This window comes from Gloeothece verrucosa PCC 7822 (assembly GCF_000147335.1).
Lineage (GTDB): Bacteria > Cyanobacteriota > Cyanobacteriia > Cyanobacteriales > Microcystaceae > Gloeothece > Gloeothece verrucosa.
The window spans coordinates 5,518,856-5,542,119 of record NC_014501.1; the positions used below are offsets into that span (position 1 = coordinate 5,518,856).

Below are 23,264 nucleotides of genomic sequence, written 5' to 3' on the forward strand. Positions count from 1 at the left end.
ATCCTTTTTTTCCTGTGGTTTCTAACTTGCTCTTGTTTGCCAGGATTCGTCTAGAAAGGGATAATCAATATAGCCTTGTTCATTACCCCCATAGAAAGTAGAGCGGTCATAGGGGTTAAGGGGAGCATTGAGGGCAAAACGTTGGGGTAAATCGGGATTCGCAATAAATATTCTGCCATAAGCCACTAAATCGGCATCTCCTGTCTGTAAAACCGCTTCTCCGGTTTCGCGGGTGTAACCTCCTGCGGTTATGAGAGTGCCTTGATAGATAGATCGAAAGTGCTTGACTCCTAAGCGGCTTCCATCATCTTCGACGGTTTGGCTACCTTGAATTCTCGGTTCGACGAGGTGAAGATAAGCGAGGTTAAAGCTATTCAGTTGCGAGACAACATAGTTAAATAAAGCTTCAAGATTGGAGTCAGACATACTGTTATAGGTTCCCCCAGGAGATAAACGAACTCCCACTCGTTCGCCTCCCCATACTTCGATAACTGCCCTCGTGACTTCCATTAACAGACGGGCGCGGTTTTCAATGGAGCCGCCATATTGATCTGTGCGTCTGTTTGAGCCATCGTGAAGAAACTGATCTAATAGATACCCATTAGCACTGTGAATTTCAACGCCATCAAAGCCAGCTACTCGGGCATTTTCTGCCGCTTGTCGGTATTGTTCGATTATTTGGGGGATTTCTGCGGTTTCTAAGGCTCTGGGGGTGACAAAAGGCTGTGGACCGCTAACAGTATTGGCCATACCTTCGGCGGCGATGGCGCTGGGAGCAAGGGGTAACTGCCCATCGGGTTGCAGGGAAGGATGGGAAATTCTCCCAACGTGCCACAGTTGCATGAATATGTGGCCGCCTTTTTGATGCACTGCTTCGGTGACTAATTTCCAACCTTCTATTTGTTCAGGGGAATGAATGCCGGGGGTATAAGCATAACCTTGTCCTGTTGGGGATATTTGACTGGCTTCACTTATGATTAAACCAGCAGAGGCCCGTTGAGCATAGTAATGGGCATTCATCTGATGAGGAATGTTTCCTTGTGCGGCTCGCATCCGCGTTAAGGGAGCCATTACAATGCGATTAGAGAGTTGATAAGCTCCTAGTTGAACGGGTGTTAAGAGTTTTAGTTGAGTAGTCATGGTTTTTTTGTCCACAGATGAACCTTGCCCTGAGCGTTAGCAAAGGGACAGATGAATTAAGGGGATTTAAGCGGCTGTTTCGCTGTTAATCAAGCTTTGCACTTTCTCAAATAAGGCCTTCTTAGAGATAATCCCGATAGCGCGGTCACTGACGTTTCCCTGAGCGTAAAATATTAGATGAGGAATGGCTTCAATGCGATATTGACTAGCTAGTTGGGGATATTCTTCTATGTTCAGTTTTCCGACTTTGACGACTCCGGCGAAGTTTTCTGCTAGTTCTGCCATGATAGGATTCATGACTCGACAGGGACCACACCAAGGGGCCCAAAAGTCTACTATCACCGGAATGCTACTATTGAGAACTTCTCTCTCAAAATTGTCATTGGTTAGGGTGATGGTTTGATCTTGTTCAGACATGGTTTTATCCTCTTAGTGTCTATTTTTTGACCGAACATTCCAAATAGAAGAAAAAAAAGAGACAATTAATCTAATGCAATAAGGCCGGTTTGAACGATATCTTTTAAAGCATCTCGATTAGAATTGACTTTGGAAAAGACCCGAATTCCTTGCATCAAACAGGTAAGATAGCGGGCTAAGGCTCGAATGTCTTTATTTTGACTGATTTCTCCTTTTTGCATGGCTCGATCTAAAGCTTGGTAGAAGGCATTTTCTATTCTTTGTAAGTTTGTGGCTATGTGTTGTTGCGCTTCAAGATCGTGTGGACAGAGTTCCACTGCTGTGTTGATGAGAAAACAGCCTCGGCGACTTTGATCGTTCACTGTTCGCTCGATCAGATTGTAGAAATAATCAATAATGGCTTGCTTAGAGGCTTTTGGGTCTTCTAAGCGGCTCACTAGATTCTGTACTACGGTTTCATCATAATGGGCAATGGCGGCTAGAAACAATGAGCGTTTGTCGCCGAAGGTGTCATAAAGACTGCCTCGGTTAATTCCCATGCTCTCTACTAAGTCTTGGATGGATGTGCCTTCATAACCATAACGCCAAAAGGTTTCCATTGCTTTAGAGAGAGCTTCTTGTTGGTTAAACTCTTTGTGCCTTGCCATTACGGTTGACTGACTTTCTATATTATTAGGTTAGCAATTTTGGAACGATTAGTCAAGTATTTTTTCGAGAGATTAATAAAGTGAGTCCCCGCAAGGCTGAACCCTTGTAGAGTTAAGCTTTGACTACCTTTTGATAGAGTTGAGGAAAAATTTTTCTCGATATAACTAAATAGTTCCCTCGAGCCACAGTGAATTTTTATGAATACGATCAGCCTGGAAAGTTTAGCTCGTAACGGTGCTGTTTGGTCAATTAATGGCTATCAAAAGCATATTTCTCCTAAAAAAGGCTTTTCTTGCCCCCACCGGCTGTTACATGGGGGGTTATCTTGCTCGGAATATGTGAAAAGTGTGTTTATGGATCAGAATTTATCGCAAGTGGTTAAAATGTCGGTAGAGCGCTTTAAAGATTGTGCTTTGGCCAGTAAGCACTTGCAAACTCAAAGTAGTGGGGGATGTCTTATTGTTCCTTGCTGTATCCCGATTTAATAAAAATGATCTGATCCCCCCCAACCCCCCTTATTAAGGAGGGAGAGGTTAAGGGAGTTAGGAGTAACGATTTCGTTCTTACCTTTTGCTATACTTAGACTACTTCATCGGCAAAACTGGTACGCCGCTTAAAATGAAAAGCCCCGGCCACTGATCCCCAGACTAATTCATCGGTTTGGGGATCGTAACCGCGATCAAGACTAATTAATGTCTGTTCATCTACCTCAAAACTGTTATCTAAATAAGTTTCTTTGTTATTACGAACGACAATACACTGCTTACCGGGTTTGATAGTGCCTTTAAAACTGTTACCTGTCCATTCTACGGTCATGTCACAGCCGGGTAGCTTCTCCAAATCATCAACCGTTAAGTTTTTCAGACGTTCAAGGTCGCGCGCCGCCCCAAAATATTGTTCTTGCTCTTTTACTTTATAATTTTCCAATTCAATGACATCATCAACTACCGTAAACTTCAACACCCGCAACCGATAGGGAACATTCAGCATAAAATCATAAGCTTGTTCGAGGAATAGACTGGTTGCTCCTAGTAACTCATAGGGTAATGGGCGCATACACACTCGAATATGAGCATATAAAGGAGGATTTGCCCAAGCTTGCTCTTGGTTACTAAAATCTGCTGCCATCCATCGGACTAGGGTTTTAATATCGGTTGCGTGGGTCATAACAAGAATAACATTAGCCTTAAACTAGGTTAAAAATTAATTATATTCAATATTAATTGGATAGGCATAAATATTTAGCCCCCCTAATTAAGGGGGGGGACCTAACCAACCGTGATCATCAGCTTAAACCAGTTTCAAATTCGGATAAGCTGCTAGGATATCGTCGCTGGTAAGGGTATCGCCTTCAGCTTGAGGACTCCAGAGAACTTCCACCGCTAATAAGCGATCGCTACCAATGCCGCCAAGGGTTTGTAAAGCATTGCGTAAATCTTGAGAATCATTCACTTTAGGCAAGTCTAACTGACCTTCTACCCCGACAATAATCGTAGCGATGAGATATTCTCCCGACTCGTCGAGTTTAGCTAATTGTCCGGCGGCTTCAGGTAAAGAGGGGCGAGTAGCTTCTCCTTCTGTCAGTAGGTTATTGACATTCGATAGAGTTTCTTGTGTAAATTTACTCCGTTCTGTCAAGGCCCACTGATTAAACTTAGCTTCTGCACTGTCTAGAGAGGTTTTTTGAGATTCAGTCATTCCGTAGACCCAATATTCGGGGTGACGTAATAACGCTAAAGAAGCCTCTTGTAGGACATTTGCCCGTCCTTGGGGGGTTGAAGTATCTGCTCTTAAAGCTAACTCATTTAAGTCTTTTTGCAAATAGCGGGCGCTGGCTAATAAACCTACTTGAACTTTACCGACTGAAATTTGGGGGCTACCAATACTAAGCCCTTGTTCTGAACTCCCGATATTGCGAACACTTCTAACGAGGAAATTCGCGATCGCAATAAAGATCAGGATGGTAAACAGTCCACCAAACCCACCAAACCCAAAGAAAGGCAAAAGGAAGGGAAAACTGATCCCGCCGCCATAGCCGCCATAACCGCCATAACCGCCACCATAACCATATCCGGGGGAAGAATAACCACCACTAGGGGCACTATAAGACCGAGGGGCACTAAAAGAACCTCCTCCAATTCTGCCGCCAGTACGGGCAGCTAGGGCGCTACTAGCATCACCCAAGACTAGGGATAAGATTAACCCTAAGACGACCAGAGATTTTAAAAAGGGTTTCAGCATGGATAGGAATTTGTTAAACATGGCATAACTTGAAGTTTCATCTGATGTTGTTACTTTAGTGAGGGAAAGAGGCTGTTAACCTCATCACTATAAGATTCTTAAATATAGAGGCTTACATTTCTTACTGTATCGCACTTAAGAGGGAAAGGTTGGACGGGTAGAAGGTGAGGAAAACCCACCTAAGTCAATAGTCCAACATGAAGGACCACAGTTATGATGCTGGTTCTTTTTTACAGTTAACTATTGACTTCCTCCTCCAACAATCGTAACAATTTCTAAGCGATCACCCTCTTGCAGTTCAGTTTCTTGCCAGTATTGACGGTGTAAAATTTCACCATTATACTCAACCGCTACTAAACGAGGATTTAGCCCTAATTGTTCTAACATTTGGGGTAAATGAGTTCCTTGTGTACAGGTTTGAGGTTCCCCGTTAACTTGAAGATTAATTGACATTTTTATTTTTCTGTTGATTCATTAATCGTTAAAACATTGGTTTTCGGTTGTAGTTGAGGAAAGGTTCGTTTCCTAGTTAACAGTGAAAGCAACTGTCCGGTTATTAAGGCGGGTTGTTCAGCTTGCATAATAGCCCGAACCACAGATACCCGTTGCGCCCCGGCTGTGAGAACGTCTTTGATATTAGCCGTATCAATTCCGCCAATGGCAAACCAAGGAAGGGAGGAGTTTTTAGCCGCATAACGGACATATTCTAGCCCGGCGGCGGCTTTACCGGCTTTGGTGGGGGTTTCATAGACAGGACCAACGCCGATATAGTCTGCCCCTTCGGCGATCGCTTGTTGCATTTCTTGAGGGTTAGTGGTAGAACGTCCGATAATTTTTTGAGAACCTAAAATTTCCCTGGCGAGGGCGATGGGCATATCTTGCTGTCCTAAATGCACTCCATCGGCGTTTACCGCCAAGGCTAGGTCTACGCGATCATTAACAATAAATAATGCGCCGTAATCGTAGCACAATTGAGAGAGTTTATAAGCAATGGATAAGCGGCTGAGGTCTTCTGTTTCTTTATCGCGATATTGGACGAGGGTTAACCCTGCACTTAAGGCGGCTTCTACTACTGCAAAAATGTTTTCATGGGGGCAAGTGACCAAATAGAGTAAAGATTCTCGTAGTTTTTGATGGCGACGATAAACTAATAAATGGCTTTCTAAAGTATAGGCGCGGTAGCGCATTTGTTTAAAGACGATTCCCATTTCAGGGTTATATAACTTACCGTACTCTTCTAGTACCCTGAGTGCCTCTTCTATGCGGCATAAATTCGCCTGTAGGAGATGTTCGATACTGCTGCGGGTTTCTTCTTGAGGATGAGTTAATGCTGTTCCTGGATCGCCGGGAGTATCTCTGGCCATGCGTAATTCTGTGCTATGCCAACGGGCTAATTCTTGCCGCATTTCTTTACACTGTTCGGCTAGTTGACTATGGTTTAAGCCAAAGCGACACCATTCTTCAATGATCCGGAGTCCTTCTCTTGCCCGGTCTAAATTGGCATCTAATATCCGTTGTATAGCCGACTGTTGTCCCCTAATCTGACTATATTGTTCTTCCATTTTGCTGTAATGGGTTAGTCGTCACCCGTTAACCTGACACTCATTCATTGTAAGGTGGGATGAGCCAGAGACAAACCCTATTCATTTTTTTGTTATTTTAAGGGTTTAAATGCTCTCAAAAAATACTTAGTCTAGTTTGATGCTCAAGTTCCCAAAAGAGCGTTTAATCTCTTTACCATACAATTTATTTTTTGTCAAGCTTATTATCAATAGCACCACTCCTTCAAGCGACTGGAGAAACCCGCGTTGAATAAAGTTTTCTGAAACCCTACATAAGGAAGTTGAGTCTCTATTTTTTAGAGATAGTTAGTCTAGAACCAGTCTTTTGAGAGATGAGCTTTCAGGAGACTTAGTTACTTTTTGTTACATCTGGGGGATTGGGCGCTAAAAATTAGAGTGGGTATCTTGATTTATCATAAAAACGGGTTATGATGATTTTTTATTTCCTTACACTTATATTTTGTCTTTCTCTCTAAATTACACCATTGTCAATTAAATGTAACTGTTGGTTTTAGACAGATGCTATATCATCTATAGGTATGGCCTGTTTTGGTGGATGAAGGCAGCTATTAGCATAGTCTATTGTTAGCATCATCAATCTCTGACTTGAAGGTCTTGAGTCCTCTGGGAAGTTACAATAGAATAATCTACCATCTTAACTTAACTTTATAACTTTTATCATTCATCTAAAAATTTAGTAAAAACTCTTATGAATACCATAAAACAAAAAATAGAATCTATATTGAATCAATTACCAGATGATTGTTCAATTGAAGATATTCAGTATCATCTTTATGTCTTAGAAAAAATCCGACTAGGGCTAAAAGTAGCTGATACTGAGAACAGGCTTAAACAGGAGGAAGTCGAAGGGCTTCTAAGTAAATGGCTTATCGAGTAATTTGGTCTCCTAAAGCAGTTGAAGATGTGGACGCAATTGCCACATATATCGCCCGTGATTCTCCTTCCTATGCGGCGGCGGTGGTTCGTAAAATTATCGATCTCACCCGTCAACTTAAACAGTGTCCGTTAGCGGGGAAGGCTATAACTGAGTTGTCTGATTCAGCGATTCGGGAAAAGTTCGCTTATACCTATCGGATTATTTACCGAGTTGATGATGAGGTGGTGACGATTGCTGCCGTTGTACATACTAAGACTTTGTTGGAGATGGAAAAATGATCTTATTTAGGTTAAGTTTCCCGATTCGATAAGCTATGCGGCTTACGAGTGAGTGTAGGGTGGGTTAATTGCCCACCTTATATGATGTTTATTTCCTCACCTTATGGGGAATCAAGCTTTTATTGAGAAGCGCCGCCGCCGCCCGCACCGGCATCTGGTGGGGCTATAAGAACAAAGCCTGCCGCAGGCTTAATTATATATAGGGGAGGTATTTTAATGAGTGAAGTTAATTATGCCGCTATGTCAGATCAACAATTAAAGCAATATTTTCTAACCCATCGCCATGATGAAGCGGCTTTTCAAGCTTACTTAGAAAGACGCAGAAGTCAACCTAAAGCAATCATAACCAAAGTAGGTGATCCAGATTTCGAGATCAAAATTCAGGAAGCTATTAATCAGAAATTGCAAGCCCGAAAAACTCGTTAAATCTAATATTTATTTTCCCTAAATCTGCATCTAATAGATCCCCCCCTGCCCTCCTTAATAAGGGGGGAGTTAGTTGAAATTCGGTTATCTTCACCAAACCAACCCTAAACACCGCCGCCCGAATCGCGCTACCCTAAAATAAAGCGTCGATTAGGTCCTAAACTCCCATGACAAGCGCAACAGCAACAGAGAATCCCCTACTGATTGGTCAAGGACTCCCACCCTTTGATAAAATCAAGCCTGAACATATCGTTCCTGGCATCACTCAACTCATAGGCGAACTCGACACAGAATTATCCAACCTAGAAGCCAATCTTACCCCCACTTGGGAAGGATTAGTCGAACCCCTTACCCGCATCGGCGAGAGAATAAGCTGGAGTTGGGGAATCGTTGGTCATTTGATGGGAGTGAAAAACAGTCCCGAATTACGAGAAGCTTATCAAACCGTACAACCTCAAGTTATTCAATTTTTCAACAAACTCGGGCAAAGTAAACCCATTTACCAAGCATTTAAAGCCATCCAAGACGGCAATTTGTGGGAAACCCTCGAACCCGCCCAAAAAAGAATTGTAGAATCTGCTATCAAAGACGCAGAACTTTCAGGTGTAGGGTTAGAAGGAGAACAACGGGAACGCTTTAACGAAATTCAGCTAGAACTCGGGGAATTATCCACCAAGTTCTCAAATAACGTTTTAGACGCGACAAAAGCCTTTAAGCTCAAATTAACCACCCCTGAAGAGATCGATGGGCTGCCCTCGAGCCTCCTCAGTTTAGCCGCACAGACTGCCCGCGCCGAAGGGGAAGAAAATGCCACCGAACAAGCCGGACCTTGGATTATTACCCTAGACTTACCCAGTTATGGACCCTTCCTCAAATACAGCACCAACCGAGACTTAAGAGAAAAAGTTTATAAAGCGAGTATTAGCAAGGCTTCTGGGGGAGAATGGGATAATAATCCCCTGATTAAACGGATTTTAGAACTGCGGACTGAACAAGCTAAACTCCTTGGATACAACACCTACGCCGAAATTAGCCTCAGTAATAAAATGGCCAGTAGTGTTGAAGAAATCGAAACACTCTTAGAAGAACTGCGTAGCGTTAGTTATCAAGCCGCTAAACAAGACTTAGAAGCGATTAAAGTCTTTGCTCAAACTGATGAGATCAAACATTGGGATGTAAGCTTCTGGGCCGAAAAATTGCGGGAAGCGAAATTTAATTTTACGGCTGAAGAATTACGCCCCTATTTTCCTTTCCCTCAAGTCTTAGAAGGGTTATTTCAACTGGCTAAAAGAATCTTTGGGGTGACTATTACGGCGGCTGATGGACAGGCCCCTATTTGGCAAGAAGATGTCAAGTATTTTCAGATTGCGGATGAACAAGGCAATACGATCGCCTATTTTTACCTGGATGCTTACAGTCGTCCCGCCGAAAAACGCGGGGGTGCTTGGATGGATGTATGTATCGGACGAGCCAAAATTCAGCAAGATGGAAAGGTGATCACTCGTTTGCCGGTTGCTTATTTAACCTGTAACCAAACTCCTCCAGTGGATGACAAACCTAGTTTAATGACCTTTGATGAAGTCAATACTCTGTTTCATGAATTTGGTCATGGGTTACAACATATGTTAACCGAGGTGGATTATGCCGGCGCAGCCGGTATTAATAATGTTGAATGGGATGCGGTAGAGTTACCCAGTCAATTTATGGAAAACTGGTGTTATGACCGCAATACTTTAATGGGTATGGCGAAACATTACCAAACTGGTGAACCCCTCCCTGAACATTATTATCAGAAGTTACTCGCCGCGCGTAACTTTATGAGTGGATCTGCCATGTTGCGTCAGGTTCATTTTAGTTTGTTGGACCTAGAGTTACATTACCGCTATCAACCCGATGGGGACCAAACCCCTCAACAAGTCCGGGATCGCATTGCCCAAAATACCACTATTCTACCGCCTCTACCTGAAGATGCCTTTTTATGTTCGTTTGGGCATATCTTCGCGGGGGGATATGCAGCCGGTTACTACTCTTATAAATGGGCAGAGGTGTTAAGTGCTGATGCTTTTGCGGCTTTTGAAGAGGTAGGACTAGAAGATGAAGCGGCTATTGCTTCTACCGGACAACGCTTTCGCGAGACGGTGTTAGCGTTAGGAGGCAGTTTACATCCGATGGAAGTGTTTAAAGCTTTCCGAGGAAGAGAACCCGAAACAGAAGCTTTATTAAGACATAGCGGTCTTTTGCAAGCGGCTTAAGTGTCTGCTTTCGCTATTGCTCTTTCGGCATCGTGGGGAAAAATGTTGATGGAGATACAATATTGTATTTGGTGGGTTACGGCGCGGACTAAAACTTATCTTTTTTTCATGAAAATCATCACCGCGCCTAACCCACCCTACGAATCATAAACTTTTCTTATCACCATAAGTACGGGAGAGCCTGATTTCCGTTCTCCTCCTTGTTCTCGGGGGTTAGGGGAAGGTTCACCTTTAAAGTGATCGCATTATAGAGAGGGGTTGTGCCGGTGCAGTGGCAACCGGATCAAGTCCACCGTCTCCCACTTCAAACTGACTCATCATTCCTCGGTCCTCATGAAGAAGCTGATGGCAGTGCATCATAAATTTGCCAGTAAGTTTCTCTCCATTGCTCCCCTTAAACCTAGCCACAATGCGAAGTTCTTCAAGTTCATTGAGCAAAAAAACGTCTTTCCAACCTCGCTCAAAAGGACGAGGCGGCTCACCATTACGGTCTAAAAGTTGTGCCTCCACTAGATGAAGATGGATCGGGTGCATCATTCCTTTTTCAGGATTAATAAAATGCCAAATTTCAACCGCTCCTGACTGAGGATGAGCATCGATTCGGTTTTCATCCCAAGTTTTTCCATTAATGGCCCATTTTCCTTGTTGGTTGCGTCTAAAGATAAAAGTTCTCTCGGGTATATTTGAGGTAACACTAAGCCGCTCTACAGGTCGTAACTGACGAGGAATTTCGCTCTCATCAGCTTCAGAACGCACCACATCAAAGCGCATAATCGGATTTATTTGAGCATTTTTAGCAACTGATCCGGAAAAATCTAGACCTTGTATGACGTTTTGTAAAAATACTTCAGTCCCGAGCGGATATTTAGAGAAATCAATAATCACATCGTAGCGTTCCGCCATCACTACGGGTAGAACTTGCTCAGGAGTAACGATCTCCACCGGTTCACTTAATAACCCTCCGTCACTGCCAATAACAATTAATTTTTCTCCCTCGGTTAATGAGTCTATCTTTTGACTTAAAGCAAGTTGGTAATTTCGTCCCCCAGAAGCATTTAAGATGCGGAAACGGTATTTACGCCGGGCAACTTCCATTTTAGGAGAGGGTACCCCATTCACTAATAGAACATTTCCATAAAGATTATCTGGGGTTTGATTATAAAAAATTATTGAGCCATCCTGAGCAAAGCGCTTGGTTTGTAAAATTAAAGGAATGTCATAGTTTCCTTTGGGAAGCGGCAAGTTGAGGTCTTCTGGTTCTTCGACAATATACATCCCTGCTAACCCGGCATCAACATTACGGGCCGTCAAGTCCATTGTATGATCGTGATACCACAGTATAGAGGCTCGTTCGTTGGGATAGATGTAATCTTTAAAGTAATCCGGGGGAATATAATCTGTGGTATAGCCATCATAGGCGGCTGATGTAGCCATTCCATGAACGTGAATAACATTGTTAATGGGTTTTCCTTGAGAGTCTTTCCCAAGTTTATTGATGAAACGAATCACAGATTTTCTTCCCTCGCTTTGCCTGATGGTGGGTCCGGGTGCTATGCCGTTATAACCCCAAATTTCGGTTTTTAGCCCGGGTAAGATTTCTGTAGAGGATTTTTGCAGGGTAATTTCATAATAATCTGTGGTTTCATCGCTACGTATAGGCTTTAAGAGCGGGGGAATGATTAAAGAACGCTCAAAGGGTTCAATTTTAGTGTTTGCTGGCGTTCGCTGGTAGCTTTGAACTCCCAAGGCTAATGCTAGAGAGCTTCCTCCTATAAGTCCAATTTTGAGGGCTTGTCGTCTAGAAAGTTTCATGAGTTTATGATTTTTGTTGTCGCGCAAAGACACAAAGAATAAGGCTTTTAGGAATAGGCTATAAAGCTGGAAAAAAAGCGCTTTATAACCGCTTGATTCAATTAATTTTTGCCTTTTATTTGGGGTTTGATGGTTTTTCTGCTGGTTCTGGATAGTTCAATGATTTGAGATGAAAGCCGCTAAATGCTTCTTTTTGAGAAACACGAAACATGGCAATGGGAAATGTGATGGCTAAGAGGCTAAAAACCCCGAGTAAAATCCAGATGATTTGGTGCATCTGTCGAGTGGCAGTTGAGCGAGAGGTAGTTTTCATAGTTCAAGTTAAGGGTAAATAGGGGAATAGAGGATGCCAACACATGGCAGTAGCCGCAATTAATAAGGTTAATAGCCAGAAAAAGATAGTTTTGGCTTTTATAGCTTGGTTTTTCCAAAGAATATGCAACAGTACCCAACTGATTAACCAGCCGACGAGTAACATGGTTTCTTTACCGGTGTAACTGCCAATATTGCCCCAAATGGGGGAAGGGTTGTGGCTGCCGGGTATCCAACTTCCTATAGTCCAAATCATTTTTTCTCTGGCTTTAGAAGTATCTGATAAATGGTGAATAACCATCATGGTGAAGCAACCGATGGCTGCACTAATGAGGGCTGCCGCCGCCGGACCTGAAACCACAGGCGGGTTTTTGGCTCCCTGTGCTAACCCTTTGGGAAAGTGCTTTAAGCGGCTCCAAGCCTGACTATACCAAGGCTGGTTATCTCTAGATTTTTGTGTAGATAACTGTTGCGTCATTCGAGTTTTCTCCATGATTCTATTTTTGCGTTTATAAAGCGTGGATTTTGGCCACACCGAGTCCACTAACCATCCCTCCCATAGCAAAAAACATCATCGTCATCAAGGCTACACAGGTGGCGGTTAATACTGGACGATTTTGTTTTTCTAAAATAGAGTCGCCATATTGCCACAAAATCCAAGTACAAGCTATGCCCAAGGGTAAAGTAAACAGAACGCTGAATTCGTGATATTCCATGATGACGTATTGGGCTAAAGGCGAGTTTTCTTTGAGAAAAGCGCGAGCGCCGCCAAAGTCTATACTGGCTCGATATCGCATATAAGCTAAATTGCCTGTAGCAATACCCAAAAAAGCGAGAAGTGATGACCAAAAGCTTAAGGTCCGCATCTGCGGCAACACTTTACTGACTCCCCGCAGTAAGGGAAAGGCTAAATGACCGGTGTAAACCATTACCACCATCGACAACAAAGCACCAAAACCGTGAATGGTTCCTAGCCATCGTTGCCAAGGACTCGGATGCAATAAGTTAACAAAAGGTAAAAACAGAAACAAGCCAGCAGACAATAGGCTGAGTCCATAAATGCAGGTGGTAGCTATGTCTAATTGTCTAGGAAAAGTTGAGGTTTGTGACTCTGGGGATTGTACAACCATTAAACTATCTCTCTGAGTTAAATTACAGTCTCAAGACAACTCTTTGAGTAATTCTTGAGAATATTTTTCATTTAAAGGGAGAAGGAGAAAAATTTTTTTATTCGCTCCTCCCCGCCAGAGCCAATTAATGATCTCAAGTGATAAAAGTAGTTTCAGTTAACTTTTATACTTCATGAACGATCACTTGAACGATCAAGGTTCACTATCCGCGCAATTCTTAGAAAGAAAGTCTTTTTGATTGAGGAACATATCCGTTACCCTTTAATCTTTAAGGTTAAGCACCAATAGGATATTCGGATTTTGTTGCCTAAATCTTGAAGAACTGCTGTAAAATTAGAATATTCCTATTTAACCAGACCGAGTGATCAATCAATTTAATCACCTGGACTGGCTTAAGGAATATACCCATGAGGCGACCGACATCGCTTCATGACGTTTAGGCTCTGGACGAGATTTTCACCCAACACTTAGTCTAGAGCCTTTTGTATTTTAGAATTATTATCAACAACAAATTTTAATAAATGACAATGAGTTCTTAAATATTCGCTTATTGAGGCGGGAGGCAACAGGCAAGAGTTTACAGCCTCCTGGTTTGAGATGGGTGAAAATGTCTGCCCCTGACGTGACGGAGTGACAATCAGATTTTCAACCCCTTCGCACTTCGGCTCGTGTTAGTTAATAACTGTTCTCATTTATAAAAAAAATCTTTTGATAATTGACATCAATAATAAAAGGCTCTAGACTGAAATCCTAACAGAGAACTTGTCTAGAACCTTTACGGTGAAGCGACGGCCATCGCTTCTCTGAAAGCACCTATTGATCCGACTGATAAAATTCATGTCGATTATTCTTCAGTGCGGTTTTTTAGGGCTGTATTAATTGTAAGGTACTTCAGGAGTCACTCGCAAGTTCATCAACGCTTATTGAGAAAATTAGTAAATTAGCTTTTGAGAAAAGTCTAAGGTTACTAAACTCAAATGTTGTCTAAACAGTCTATGCACAAAAATAATGCTTAATCTTCTTGCTTGGAAACAAACTATTACCGTTACCTTCTTGACCATTGCCGGATTAGGGGTTGCAAGTCCATCAATGGCAGTATCCTTGTATACCATTACCGATTTGGGAAGCCTCAGCCCTCAAGGAACAGACACTCGAGCGGCAGGGATTAACAATTTAGGACAAGTGGTCGGTCGGTCCCGTTTTAGTAGTGGCACATTGTCTCACGGGTATATCTGGGAAAACGGTGTTTTAAGCGAATTACCCTATACTGGTTTGAAAAATGGCACTGAAATAGTTACTTTACCCGGGCGAGGTGGCTTTTCGAGGTCTATCAATGACTCAGGGTTCATTGTGGGTACAGCAGACGAACTGCCTGGACCGACGGATCGCGGCTTGTTGTGGAGTCCTAATGGTAGTGGCGGCTATAATTTAGCGATCTATGATTTTGGAGGAGTAGAAAGCTATTTTTATGACATCAACAACTCGAATCAAATAGCCGGCGCTCATATCTATGCTTCAGGTAAAAGAAATGCTGTTTTTTGGGAGAACAACCTAAAAATTGATTTGCCCAGTCTAGGAGGCGATGAAAATTTTACTTCGGCAATTAATGATAATACTGTCATTGCCGGCTATATCGATACAGACGGTGCAGATAACGGTACTAATACTTATGAAGCCGCCATTTGGCAAAAAGACAGCAATGGAAATTTTGTGCTAAGTAGGTTAGGCACTTTCGGCGCTGCCCAGAGCTTGGCCAAAGACATCAATATCAATAATGATTTGGTCGGTCAACTGGTGAATGTTGAGGAGGATGTAACCACTCGTTCTCCGTTCTTGTTCAAAGATGGCAATAAAATCGACTTGGGAAGCTTTGGCGGGACTGTCGGTGATGCTTTAAGTATCAATGCCAATACTCAGATAGTGGGTTACTCAAATACAGGGAGTAATGTCGCTCATGCTTTTCTGTGGGAAAATGGGCAACTATTCGACCTGAACAATTTATTAGTGAACGGGAGCGGCTGGCAACTGACACAAGCAACAGGAATCAATGACCTTGGGCAAATTGTCGGTTATGGTTTATTTACCGATGCCAACGGCGTAACACAAACACGAGCTTTTATTTTAGAGGCTGTACCTGAACCCTTTACCATTCTTGGGGTGACCACTGCTGTGGGTTTTGGGATGCAATTCAAAAAACGGTTAGCCAAGGTTCAAAAATAGGAGTTACGCACCAAGAATTAAAAACAACGATTTTATGTCCCAAGCGATCCTTCGCAAGGATCGCGGAAAATCTCAAACCCTCATGATTTCTTGGAGAGTGCATAAGTCCTAAAAAAGACAAAGCGGAGTCTTAAGATTAACCTTAGTTCAAGGTCAGAACTTGGCTCACACACCGAAGGAGTCAGGACACAGGAGAGGAATATAGAATAGGGTAGAGATGTTTTTAGCATCTCTATCGATTTTTGATAAATCTTTTTATGGTTATATTTTCACTAATAAACGAAATCTTTTGTTTAAACTTCTACTCAAAGATTAAATAAGTTCTACAACTAAAGACAGAAATTTGAGTGAAATCATATTGTAACATAAACTACAACAAAATAGACATTAAATTTTTAGATGGTTTTTCTTTCTCTAGAAAAAAGACTCTATTTTTGGCACAGCTAAATCATTCAAAACCCCTAACAATTATAACAATTCTCTCCCTAGATAGATCTGATCAGCTAGTTCGATTCTTAGGATAAATAATGAGCAAAGCAATTAATTTCAAAAATTGGGCTGCTCTAGCTTGATGATAAGTCAGTCTAAATTGAATCAATTTAAGGTTTAAATTTTAGATTAGACAATTTTTTGCATTAGCTTGACATTTGATTTTTACAAGGAGTATCAGTTTGAATAACTGTAATTACTCAATTTTAATTGATGTAAACAACCAACAAAAATCATCCCCCAAAAATATAATTATGGGGCTTATAATTGCTGTAGTAATTATTGGTCTTTGGCTAGTAAGTTTAGCTGTTTTGCTGTGTATTAACACAGAAATATACCCATTATGGTTGATTTTGATAGCGATATTTTGGCAAATGTTTCTGTTTACAGGGCTTTTTATTACTGCTCATGATGCCATTCATGGATCAGTTTTTGCTCAAAATAAAAAAATTAATCATTGGATCGGTTCCTTAGCGGTATTTCTTTACTGTTTTTTATCTTATCCAGAGCTTGTTAAAAAACATTGGTTACACCATCATCATCCAGCTAGTGAACTTGACCCAGATTATCACGACGGGAAGAGAACTAATGGGATTTTGTGGTACTTATATTTTATGAAAAGATATTGGACTTGGAATCAATTTATCGGCATGACTATTGTCTTGTATCTGAGTAAATTCCTCTTCCATATTTCCTCAATCAATTTTTGTCTCTTTTGGATTATTCCCCTGGTGTTAAGTTCCATGCAACTGTTTTATTTTGGGACGTTTTTGCCGCATCGAGAACCCGAAGACGGCTATGTTCATCCTCATTGTGCCCAAAGCCTCGCTTTACCGGTTTTTTTATCATTTCTCACTTGCTATCATTTTGGCTACCATCAAGAACATCATGAGTATCCCCACGTCCCTTGGTGGCAACTTCCAAAAGTTTATCAGCAGAAAGTCTTGCGCTATTGTGACCCCTAAATTTTTCTGAGAATTTTAAAAAGAACTATGACGCACTTTGGTATTATTTGCCCGCCTTACCCAGGACATCTTAACCCTCATGCCGCCTTGGGGCGAGAACTGATTTCACGGGGACATCGAGTGACCTTTCTACAAATTCCGGACCTGGAAGGGAAAGTGCGATCAGAAGACATCGATTTTTATCCCATTGGACAAACCACCTATCAACCCGGCACAATGGCTCAAACCTTTGCACAGCTAAGTCAGTTAAGCGGCTTAGCCTCATTGCATTACTCTGTGGACTTTTGCCGGCAGATGGTAGAAATGATTTGTCAGGATGCTCCCAAAGCCATTGCGGCTACAGGAATTGAGGTCTTACTGGTGGATCAACTCGAACCCGTTGGCGAAACCATCGGAGAATATTTAGGTATTCCTTTTATCTGTATTTCTTGTGGTCAAGCCATTCACCGCCGGGCCGATGTGCCTCCTTTTTTTACACCTTGGGGTTATCATCACAAAGCCCAATGGGCACAAATTCGTAATCAAATTGCCTACCATTTTTTAGACCGCAGTTGTGAACCCATTTTAGGTGCGATTAATCATTATCGTCGCCAGTGGAAATTACCCGATTACTGCCATATTTATGAATCTCATGCCCGATTAGCCCATATTAGCCAACAGCCGCCAGCGTTTGAATTTCCTATAGCGGATTTGCCTTCTCATCTTCATTATGTAGGGCCACTCCGCAATGCTTCCCCTCAACAGGTGGCTTTTCCTTATGAAAAGTTAAACGGACAACCGATGATTTATGCTTCTTTAGGCAGTGTGCAGAACACCAAGCAAGAAGTATTTCACCAAATTGCGGCGGCTTGCGTTGGCTTAGATGTGCAACTGGTTATAACCACTGGGGGGGGTTTGGATGAGCTTGGGGTGCAAAATCTGCCGGGTTCTCCTCTGGTGGTGGAGTATGCACCTCAACCTGATATTTTAGCGGCTGCAAGTCTTACGATTACTCATGGCGGTATGAATACCATCCTAGATTCTCTGAGCTACGCTGTACCTTTAATCGCCATGCCCATTACTTTTGAGCAGCCCGGTAATGGGGCACGCATTCGCTCGACAGGAGTAGGAGAAGTGTTACCACTGGGAAAACTCAGTGTTAAGCGGCTACATTCAACGATTAAACGGGTGTTGAGAGAAAATTCTTACCGCGACAATGCCCAAAGAATTCAACAGTCTATTCAACAGACTAGCGGGGTAAAACGAGCCGCAGATATTATTGAACAGGTTATCCAAAGACCAAATCACTCTCGATTGAAACCGCAATTGATGCAGATTTAAGGCAAAATTTTGTTAAAAGAGCGGCTTTTTAGACAACCATTAAATACTGAGCATTGCTGGCAACCTCTCTAGCATAATTGGGTTAGTGATTCAGATATTAAGTGCTATGAACAAAACTCTAGCCGATGGTTGTGTGTTGCGAGCGGCAAAACAAGAAGATCTCGGAAGTATTCGTCAATTAGTCTTGGGTGCTATGTTAGATCCCACCCAGTTGCGCTGGTCACAGTTTTTGGTGATTGAATACAAAGGAGAGATTATTGCCTGTGGACAGTTACGTACCTTCGAACAAGCACAGGAATTAGGTAGTTTAGTCGTGAGCAAAAAGTGGCGCAATCAGGGATTAGGGTCTTACTTAACCAGAAATTTAATCAAAATAGCCCAAAAACCTCTATACCTGGAATGTTTAGGCTCGAGACGAGCGAATTTTTACTCTCGTTTTGGGTTTGTATCTGTGTCTTGGCAAGAGTTACCCCGTTCCTTAAAACCTAAGTTTGGCTTATCTAACCTAGCTAGAAAGATTTTGAGAGTGCCATTTTATTTTATGTGTCACGGGGACTTAACAAAGTAGGAAAAACTTTACATAAGTTTATATTAATTCGGCTAAATTTAATTTTTAGTCCCCAGAAACACGAGCTTTGAGGGTGGCTTTATTTAATCTTTGTAATAAAAATTTAATAAGATTTAATGTATATTTAAAAATGTAAACAAATCGTAACGATCTATCTTTATGAATATTTACAAAAAAGCCTAGATTGTCTACCATATACGAAACAAATTTAAGTGAGGATCTCAGTTAATGATTTCTCTCGGGTTAGAAGATAAAGTCATCTTTGTGTCTGGTGGCAGTCGAGGAATTGGAGCGGCTACTGTTAATCTGCTTCAGCAATTAGGAGCAAAAGTCGCCTTTACTTATCGCCCAGTAAACTCGTACTATGAGGGAGAGATTCTAGAAGGTGCGCTTCCCATTGCAGCAGATGTTACCGATCCAGCCGCTATGGAAAAAGCCGCTAGACTAGCAGAAGAAAAACTCGGCCCTGTTTATGGAGTCGTTGCTAATGCAGGGATCACCAAAGATAATTTTTACTCTAAACTGAGTTTTGAAGATTGGGATCAAGTGATTGATGTAAATTTAAAAGGAGTCAATCATACGATTAAACCTTTTATTAATGGAATGTATGAACGCCTTGAAGGATCAATTGTCTGCGTGAGTTCAATTTCAGGAGAAAGAGGCAACGTAGGTCAAACCAACTACTCTGCTACAAAAGCGGCAGTCATTGGTTTAGTAAAATCCTTGGCCAGAGAATCAGCCCGTTATAATATACGTGCTAATGTGGTATCCCCGGGCTTTATTGAAACCGATATGACTAAGGGGCTACCTGATAAAGTAAAAGATAAAGTGACTGCTGAAATTCCGGTGCGTCGTTTTGGTCAACCCGAAGACATTGCTTGGGCGGTAGCGTTTCTGCTTTCACCGGTTGCTAGTAATTTTGTGACTGGGGAAGTGTTGCGAGTTAATGGGGCGCATCATACTTAAGAAAAATATTTCCCCGAAAGTGCCAAATTTCCATCTAGAAGAAGCTTTAATGATCCCGGCCATCTGTTGAGGTCGGGTTTTAATTACATTTGGGAACATAGGTTTAACAAGTTCTATTATATGATTAATAAGTCGTTGAACATCTTATTCTCTGTGGATTAAAGTGACTTTTGAAAAGCTTATTTCTCTGGTAGCGTTAATTTTGGTTCCCCTTTCTCTAATGGCTGATTTTTTACATTGGGGAACAACAGCCGTATTTATTTACTCAGGTTTGGCAATCATTCCTTTAGCGATTGGATTAAGTACCGCAACGGAAAAAGTCGCTGTAGCTACGGGCCCTTCTTTAGGGGGTTTAGTCAATGCAATTTTTGGCAGCGCCACAGGATTGATTATTGCTCTAGTTGCTCTCAGAGAGGGATTAGTTGATTTAGTGAAAGCCAGTATAACCGGCAGTATTCTCTGTGATTTACTGTTATTTTTAGGATTAGCTATGCTAACCGGCGGCATTCGCTACAAAGAACAAAAATTTCAACCCATTTTAGCACAGGTTAATGGCGTATCCATGACCTTAGCGGTGATTGCTATTGCTTTACCAACATTGGTTATTGATACCTCAAATATGGTGGAGCTTTTAACGATTAATCGGCTTTCAATTGTAGTGGCAACAGTTTTATTGATTGTTTATGGATTAACTTTATTATTTTCTCTAAAAACCCATAGCTATCTTTATGATATTGGTGTAGCCATTAAGAAAGATTCTAAATTAATTCAAGAACAAGAGGAAACTTTTGATAAAAAATATTTAATTTTTTGGATCGGAGTGTTATTAATTACTACTATAGGCGTTGCTTTTGAATCAGAAAAATTCGTTGATGTGGTCGATTCTGTGATTGAAAAAATCGGATTAACGCCGCTATTTACGGGAGTAATTTTATTGCCTTTACTGAGTGATGTAGCGGGAATTGTTACTGTGGTTCGTTTAGCTTTAAAAAATCAAATGGATTTAACAGTAGCCATTGCGATGGGGGATAGTCTTCTAGTAGCTTTATTGACGGCTCCCTTATTAGTTTTAGGGGGATTAGTGGTTAATAAAGATATGAATTTAAATTTTAATTCCTTTGAAGTAGTGGCTTTAGCTATCGCGGTTACCATTACAAATTTAATTAGTTTTAGCGGCAATTCTAACTGGTTAAATGGCACTTTACTTTTAGCGACTTATATTATTCTAGGCGTTGCCTTTTATTACCATCCTGTATAGGAGGAAGCCGCCGCCATTCCCGATGTTGTTAGGTTTGGCGGCACGAAAAGATTAAGCAACAGAGGCAAGAGATGCCAAAGGATCAGGAATACTCTCAGAAGGCGCTTCAAAGGCTCCCGTTAGCACATATTCTAAGCGTAACTTCAACCAAGTAATAAACTCTTTATTGGTAGAAACAATGGCCACAGAAGGTTGAGGACATTGCTTTTTAGTGGCGACTAATTCAGAAGCTTCTAAAAAAGCGGGCTGTTTAATGAGCCAAAAATCTATTTCCTTATTTTTTTCCTGATAATCTCTAGTGCGTTCTCGAAGAACTTCTTCTAAAGGTTCCTCTTCTAATAAAAACTTTTGACTGGCTAAAACGTAATAATAAGTAGTCATTGCTTTGTTGTTTGTTGTCTTTCAATAAAGGTTTAATTGCTATAGCTGTCCACGCATAGCGAGTTTCATTTCTCGAGTGGCTCTTTCTATTCCGACAAGTACAGCCCGACTAATAATAGTATGACCGATGTTGAGTTCTTCCATACCAGGAAGACAAGCGACAGGATAAACATTCCAGTAAGTTAACCCATGACCGGCATTAACGCGTAACCCCAAAGAGAGCGCTTGTTCACAGCCTTTTTTGAGAACTTCTAACTCATGGGCGCGAGTTTCTTCGTTAGACGCTTCTGCATATTCACCGGTATGCAATTCAATAAACTTAGCCCCGGTAGAGCAAGCCGCTTCAATTTGAGCCGCATCAGCATCGATAAACCAGCTTACCGGAATTCCGCCGCCTTGTAGCCGCTCAACCACTCCACAAAAACGCTCTAAGTTACTCTTGACATCAATGCCGCCTTCTGTGGTCACCTCTTCCCGTTTTTCAGGAACCAGGGTCACATAGTCAGGTTTGATCTCAAGGGCGATGGCGATCATTTCCTCGGTGGGAGCCATTTCTAGATTTAGATGGGTGCGTACTGTTTGACGTAGAAGTCGCACATCTCGGTCTTGAATATGGCGGCGGTCTTCTCGAAGGTGAACAGTAATACCATCTGCGCCGCCTAACTCAGCTAAAGCGGCTGCGGCTATGGGATCTGGTTCAACTGTCCGTCGTGCTTGTCGGATCGTTGCTACGTGATCGATGTTGACACCAAGGGTCAGCAAGTTTAACTTCTCCTAGGGTAATGAACGTATAGCTTTCTTATCTTAACTCCATCGTGGTCTTATTTCATGACTTGAATTTGTCAGCTTGCTGCAACCCCCCACACTGTCCTTGGTGACGCAATAAATGATCGCAGATCACTAAGGCTACCATAGCCTCTACCATCGGAACTGCACGAGGTAAGACACAAGGATCATGTCTTCCTTTAGCCGCCAAGGTGGTTTCTTCTCCGCTATTAGTGACGGTTTGCTGTTCTTTTCCGATAGTTGCTGTCGGTTTAAAAGCTACTCGAATAATAATATTTTCTCCGTTACTAATTCCGCCTTGAATGCCGCCAGAACGATTCGTAACAGTGCGAATATTTCCCGCTTCATCAGTATAAAATTCATCATTATGTTCGCTGCCGGTTAACACCGTTCCAGCAAATCCCGAGCCAATTTCAAACCCTTTACTAGCTGGTAAAGACATCACCGCTTTGGCTAAATCTGCCTCTAATTTATCAAAGACTGGCTCTCCTAAACCCTTGGGAACATACCGCGCTACACATTCCACTACGCCGCCAAGGGAATCTTTTTCGCGTCGGATTTGGTCAATTAAGTCTATCATTTTTTGGGCGGCTTCTTGATCTGGACAGCGAACAATATTACTTTCCACTTGTTCTAAAGTTACTGTATCCGGATCGACAATTCCTTCTAAATCTTTAATGCGTTTGACATAACCGATAATTTCAACCCCGGCAGCTTGTTGTAAGATCTTTTTGGCAATGGCACCGGCGGCTACTCTGCCAATGGTTTCTCTGGCGGAAGACCTTCCTCCTCCTTTCCAGTTGCGGATACCATATTTAGCATCATAAGTAGCATCGGCATGGGAGGGACGATATTTTACCGACATTTCGTCGTAATCTTGCGAGCGTGCATCTTTGTTACGCACTAAAATAGCAAGGGGTGTTCCTGTGGTTTTTCCTTCAAATACCCCTGAGATAATTTCACAGGTATCTGTTTCTTGACGAGGTGTTGTGATTTTACTCTGTCCGGGTCGTCTGCGATCTAACTCTACTTGAATTTCTGCTTCAGAAATTTCTAGAAGGGGTGGACAACCATCAATGACTACTCCAACCCCTCCACCGTGAGATTCTCCGAAAGTTGTTATGCGAAATAGATGCCCAAATGTGTTACCCATGTGTGTGTCAGGAATTAAGCCGGCAACTTATTATATAGCGTT

At 42.0% G+C, this 23,264-nt stretch carries 25 protein-coding genes; 11 read left to right on the forward strand and 14 right to left on the reverse strand.

Annotation, left to right across the window (positions count from 1 at the left end; all coding sequences use genetic code 11):
* Positions 1-21: 21 nt before the first annotated feature.
* The 3 genes from CYAN7822_RS24830 to CYAN7822_RS24840 form a co-directional block, all read right to left on the reverse strand.
* Positions 22-1,140 (reverse strand): alkene reductase, encoded by a 1,119-nt coding sequence (locus CYAN7822_RS24830; RefSeq protein ID WP_013325010.1) that lies wholly within the window; start codon positions 1,138-1,140, stop codon positions 22-24.
* A gap of 66 nt (positions 1,141-1,206) precedes the next feature.
* Positions 1,207-1,557, reverse strand: coding sequence for a thioredoxin (trxA, locus tag CYAN7822_RS24835; RefSeq protein WP_013325011.1), 351 nt, complete (start codon positions 1,555-1,557; stop codon positions 1,207-1,209).
* 65 nt (positions 1,558-1,622) lie between these two features.
* A complete protein-coding gene (locus tag CYAN7822_RS24840; RefSeq protein WP_013325012.1) occupies positions 1,623-2,204 on the reverse strand; it encodes a TetR/AcrR family transcriptional regulator in 582 nt (193 codons plus the stop codon).
* A gap of 198 nt (positions 2,205-2,402) precedes the next feature.
* Here CYAN7822_RS24840 and yidD point away from each other — a divergent pair, with 198 nt between their 5' ends.
* Positions 2,403-2,690 (forward strand): membrane protein insertion efficiency factor YidD, encoded by a 288-nt coding sequence (gene yidD / locus CYAN7822_RS24845; protein ID WP_013325013.1) that lies wholly within the window; start codon positions 2,403-2,405, stop codon positions 2,688-2,690.
* A gap of 94 nt (positions 2,691-2,784) precedes the next feature.
* Here the strand turns inward: yidD and CYAN7822_RS24850 are convergent, their stop codons facing one another.
* The 4 genes from CYAN7822_RS24850 to CYAN7822_RS24865 form a co-directional block, all read right to left on the reverse strand.
* Positions 2,785-3,372 (reverse strand): chromophore lyase CpcT/CpeT, encoded by a 588-nt coding sequence (locus CYAN7822_RS24850; RefSeq protein WP_013325014.1) that lies wholly within the window; start codon positions 3,370-3,372, stop codon positions 2,785-2,787.
* A 123-nt stretch (positions 3,373-3,495) separates the two neighbouring features.
* The gene (locus tag CYAN7822_RS24855; protein WP_157871845.1) at positions 3,496-4,467 is read right to left on the reverse strand and encodes a DUF1517 domain-containing protein; all 972 of its coding nucleotides are present in this window, start codon (positions 4,465-4,467) and stop codon (positions 3,496-3,498) included.
* 219 nt (positions 4,468-4,686) lie between these two features.
* The gene (gene thiS, locus CYAN7822_RS24860; RefSeq protein ID WP_013325016.1) at positions 4,687-4,899 is read right to left on the reverse strand and encodes a sulfur carrier protein ThiS; all 213 of its coding nucleotides are present in this window, start codon (positions 4,897-4,899) and stop codon (positions 4,687-4,689) included.
* Between the two features lie 2 nt (positions 4,900-4,901).
* Positions 4,902-6,008, reverse strand: coding sequence for a thiamine phosphate synthase (locus tag CYAN7822_RS24865; RefSeq protein WP_013325017.1), 1,107 nt, complete (start codon positions 6,006-6,008; stop codon positions 4,902-4,904).
* A gap of 709 nt (positions 6,009-6,717) precedes the next feature.
* Between CYAN7822_RS24865 and CYAN7822_RS24870 the strand changes: the two genes are divergently transcribed.
* The 4 genes from CYAN7822_RS24870 (at position 6,718) to CYAN7822_RS24885 (ending at position 9,862) form a co-directional block, all read left to right on the forward strand.
* Positions 6,718-6,906 carry a hypothetical protein gene (locus tag CYAN7822_RS24870; RefSeq protein WP_013325018.1) on the forward strand — a complete coding sequence of 63 codons (189 nt, stop codon included), beginning with the start codon at positions 6,718-6,720 and terminating at the stop codon, positions 6,904-6,906.
* On the forward strand, positions 6,891-7,184 hold the full coding sequence (locus CYAN7822_RS24875) for a type II toxin-antitoxin system RelE/ParE family toxin (protein ID WP_013325019.1): 294 nt from the start codon (positions 6,891-6,893) through the stop codon (positions 7,182-7,184). The genes CYAN7822_RS24870 and CYAN7822_RS24875 overlap by 16 nt, the downstream gene beginning before the upstream one ends.
* A 216-nt stretch (positions 7,185-7,400) precedes the next feature.
* Complete coding sequence (locus tag CYAN7822_RS24880; protein ID WP_013325020.1) at positions 7,401-7,610, forward strand: DUF6887 family protein; 210 nt, start codon at positions 7,401-7,403, stop codon at positions 7,608-7,610.
* Positions 7,611-7,777: 167 nt separating this feature from the next.
* The gene (locus CYAN7822_RS24885; protein WP_013325021.1) at positions 7,778-9,862 is read left to right on the forward strand and encodes a M3 family metallopeptidase; all 2,085 of its coding nucleotides are present in this window, start codon (positions 7,778-7,780) and stop codon (positions 9,860-9,862) included.
* 231 nt (positions 9,863-10,093) lie between these two features.
* Here CYAN7822_RS24885 and CYAN7822_RS24890 read toward each other — a convergent pair whose 3' ends face one another.
* From CYAN7822_RS24890 to CYAN7822_RS24905, 4 genes are all read right to left on the reverse strand, one after another.
* Positions 10,094-11,674: a multicopper oxidase family protein gene (locus tag CYAN7822_RS24890; protein ID WP_013325022.1), complete on the reverse strand. Its 1,581-nt coding sequence runs from the start codon at positions 11,672-11,674 to the stop codon at positions 10,094-10,096.
* A 115-nt stretch (positions 11,675-11,789) separates the two neighbouring features.
* Entirely contained in the window at positions 11,790-11,987 is a 198-nt protein-coding gene (locus CYAN7822_RS24895) for a hypothetical protein (protein ID WP_013325023.1), read from the reverse strand.
* A gap of 3 nt (positions 11,988-11,990) precedes the next feature.
* Positions 11,991-12,464 carry a hypothetical protein gene (locus CYAN7822_RS24900; RefSeq protein WP_013325024.1) on the reverse strand — a complete coding sequence of 158 codons (474 nt, stop codon included), beginning with the start codon at positions 12,462-12,464 and terminating at the stop codon, positions 11,991-11,993.
* A 31-nt stretch (positions 12,465-12,495) separates the two neighbouring features.
* Positions 12,496-13,116, reverse strand: coding sequence for a hypothetical protein (locus tag CYAN7822_RS24905; protein ID WP_013325025.1), 621 nt, complete (start codon positions 13,114-13,116; stop codon positions 12,496-12,498).
* 1,008 nt (positions 13,117-14,124) lie between these two features.
* Here CYAN7822_RS24905 and CYAN7822_RS24910 point away from each other — a divergent pair.
* From CYAN7822_RS24910 to cax, 6 genes are all read left to right on the forward strand, one after another.
* Positions 14,125-15,336: a PEP-CTERM sorting domain-containing protein gene (locus CYAN7822_RS24910; protein ID WP_013325026.1), complete on the forward strand. Its 1,212-nt coding sequence runs from the start codon at positions 14,125-14,127 to the stop codon at positions 15,334-15,336.
* A 671-nt stretch (positions 15,337-16,007) separates the two neighbouring features.
* Positions 16,008-16,790 carry a beta-carotene ketolase CrtW gene (crtW, locus tag CYAN7822_RS24915; protein WP_013325027.1) on the forward strand — a complete coding sequence of 261 codons (783 nt, stop codon included), beginning with the start codon at positions 16,008-16,010 and terminating at the stop codon, positions 16,788-16,790.
* A gap of 27 nt (positions 16,791-16,817) precedes the next feature.
* Positions 16,818-18,110 carry a glycosyltransferase gene (locus tag CYAN7822_RS24920; RefSeq protein WP_013325028.1) on the forward strand — a complete coding sequence of 431 codons (1,293 nt, stop codon included), beginning with the start codon at positions 16,818-16,820 and terminating at the stop codon, positions 18,108-18,110.
* A gap of 106 nt (positions 18,111-18,216) precedes the next feature.
* Positions 18,217-18,678, forward strand: a complete 462-nt coding sequence (locus CYAN7822_RS24925; protein ID WP_013325029.1) for a GNAT family N-acetyltransferase — start codon at positions 18,217-18,219, stop codon at positions 18,676-18,678.
* Positions 18,679-18,906: 228 nt separating this feature from the next.
* Complete coding sequence (phaB, locus tag CYAN7822_RS24930; protein WP_013325030.1) at positions 18,907-19,644, forward strand: acetoacetyl-CoA reductase PhaB; 738 nt, start codon at positions 18,907-18,909, stop codon at positions 19,642-19,644.
* 220 nt (positions 19,645-19,864) lie between these two features.
* The gene (gene cax, locus CYAN7822_RS24935) at positions 19,865-20,902 is read left to right on the forward strand and encodes a calcium/proton exchanger (RefSeq protein ID WP_425365347.1); all 1,038 of its coding nucleotides are present in this window, start codon (positions 19,865-19,867) and stop codon (positions 20,900-20,902) included.
* Positions 20,903-20,953: 51 nt separating this feature from the next.
* Here cax and CYAN7822_RS24940 read toward each other — a convergent pair whose 3' ends face one another.
* From CYAN7822_RS24940 to aroC, 3 genes are all read right to left on the reverse strand, one after another.
* The gene (locus CYAN7822_RS24940) at positions 20,954-21,283 is read right to left on the reverse strand and encodes an MgPME-cyclase complex family protein (protein WP_013325032.1); all 330 of its coding nucleotides are present in this window, start codon (positions 21,281-21,283) and stop codon (positions 20,954-20,956) included.
* A 39-nt stretch (positions 21,284-21,322) separates the two neighbouring features.
* Positions 21,323-22,045, reverse strand: a complete 723-nt coding sequence (locus CYAN7822_RS24945; protein WP_013325033.1) for a pyridoxine 5'-phosphate synthase — start codon at positions 22,043-22,045, stop codon at positions 21,323-21,325.
* 64 nt (positions 22,046-22,109) lie between these two features.
* Positions 22,110-23,222, reverse strand: a complete 1,113-nt coding sequence (gene aroC, locus CYAN7822_RS24950) for a chorismate synthase (RefSeq protein ID WP_013325034.1) — start codon at positions 23,220-23,222, stop codon at positions 22,110-22,112.
* Positions 23,223-23,264 lie beyond the last annotated feature (42 nt).

Bases quoted from the DNA above. Each gene is read 5' to 3' on its own strand.
- CYAN7822_RS24830 (WP_013325010.1), bottom strand. From the start codon at position 1,140: ATGACTACTCAACTAAAACTCTTAACACCCGTTCAACTAGGAGCTTAT.
- trxA (WP_013325011.1), bottom strand. From the start codon at position 1,557: ATGTCTGAACAAGATCAAACCATCACCCTAACCAATGACAATTTTGAG.
- CYAN7822_RS24840 (WP_013325012.1), bottom strand. From the start codon at position 2,204: ATGGCAAGGCACAAAGAGTTTAACCAACAAGAAGCTCTCTCTAAAGCA.
- yidD (WP_013325013.1), top strand. From the start codon at position 2,403: ATGAATACGATCAGCCTGGAAAGTTTAGCTCGTAACGGTGCTGTTTGG.
- CYAN7822_RS24850 (WP_013325014.1), bottom strand. From the start codon at position 3,372: ATGACCCACGCAACCGATATTAAAACCCTAGTCCGATGGATGGCAGCA.
- CYAN7822_RS24855 (WP_157871845.1), bottom strand. From the start codon at position 4,467: ATGTTTAACAAATTCCTATCCATGCTGAAACCCTTTTTAAAATCTCTG.
- thiS (WP_013325016.1), bottom strand. From the start codon at position 4,899: ATGTCAATTAATCTTCAAGTTAACGGGGAACCTCAAACCTGTACACAA.
- CYAN7822_RS24865 (WP_013325017.1), bottom strand. From the start codon at position 6,008: ATGGAAGAACAATATAGTCAGATTAGGGGACAACAGTCGGCTATACAA.
- CYAN7822_RS24870 (WP_013325018.1), top strand. From the start codon at position 6,718: ATGAATACCATAAAACAAAAAATAGAATCTATATTGAATCAATTACCA.
- CYAN7822_RS24875 (WP_013325019.1), top strand. From the start codon at position 6,891: ATGGCTTATCGAGTAATTTGGTCTCCTAAAGCAGTTGAAGATGTGGAC.
- CYAN7822_RS24880 (WP_013325020.1), top strand. From the start codon at position 7,401: ATGAGTGAAGTTAATTATGCCGCTATGTCAGATCAACAATTAAAGCAA.
- CYAN7822_RS24885 (WP_013325021.1), top strand. From the start codon at position 7,778: ATGACAAGCGCAACAGCAACAGAGAATCCCCTACTGATTGGTCAAGGA.
- CYAN7822_RS24890 (WP_013325022.1), bottom strand. From the start codon at position 11,674: ATGAAACTTTCTAGACGACAAGCCCTCAAAATTGGACTTATAGGAGGA.
- CYAN7822_RS24895 (WP_013325023.1), bottom strand. From the start codon at position 11,987: ATGAAAACTACCTCTCGCTCAACTGCCACTCGACAGATGCACCAAATC.
- CYAN7822_RS24900 (WP_013325024.1), bottom strand. From the start codon at position 12,464: ATGACGCAACAGTTATCTACACAAAAATCTAGAGATAACCAGCCTTGG.
- CYAN7822_RS24905 (WP_013325025.1), bottom strand. From the start codon at position 13,116: ATGGTTGTACAATCCCCAGAGTCACAAACCTCAACTTTTCCTAGACAA.
- CYAN7822_RS24910 (WP_013325026.1), top strand. From the start codon at position 14,125: ATGCTTAATCTTCTTGCTTGGAAACAAACTATTACCGTTACCTTCTTG.
- CYAN7822_RS24920 (WP_013325028.1), top strand. From the start codon at position 16,818: ATGACGCACTTTGGTATTATTTGCCCGCCTTACCCAGGACATCTTAAC.
- CYAN7822_RS24925 (WP_013325029.1), top strand. From the start codon at position 18,217: ATGAACAAAACTCTAGCCGATGGTTGTGTGTTGCGAGCGGCAAAACAA.
- phaB (WP_013325030.1), top strand. From the start codon at position 18,907: ATGATTTCTCTCGGGTTAGAAGATAAAGTCATCTTTGTGTCTGGTGGC.
- cax (WP_425365347.1), top strand. From the start codon at position 19,865: ATGGCTGATTTTTTACATTGGGGAACAACAGCCGTATTTATTTACTCA.
- CYAN7822_RS24940 (WP_013325032.1), bottom strand. From the start codon at position 21,283: ATGACTACTTATTATTACGTTTTAGCCAGTCAAAAGTTTTTATTAGAA.
- aroC (WP_013325034.1), bottom strand. From the start codon at position 23,222: ATGGGTAACACATTTGGGCATCTATTTCGCATAACAACTTTCGGAGAA.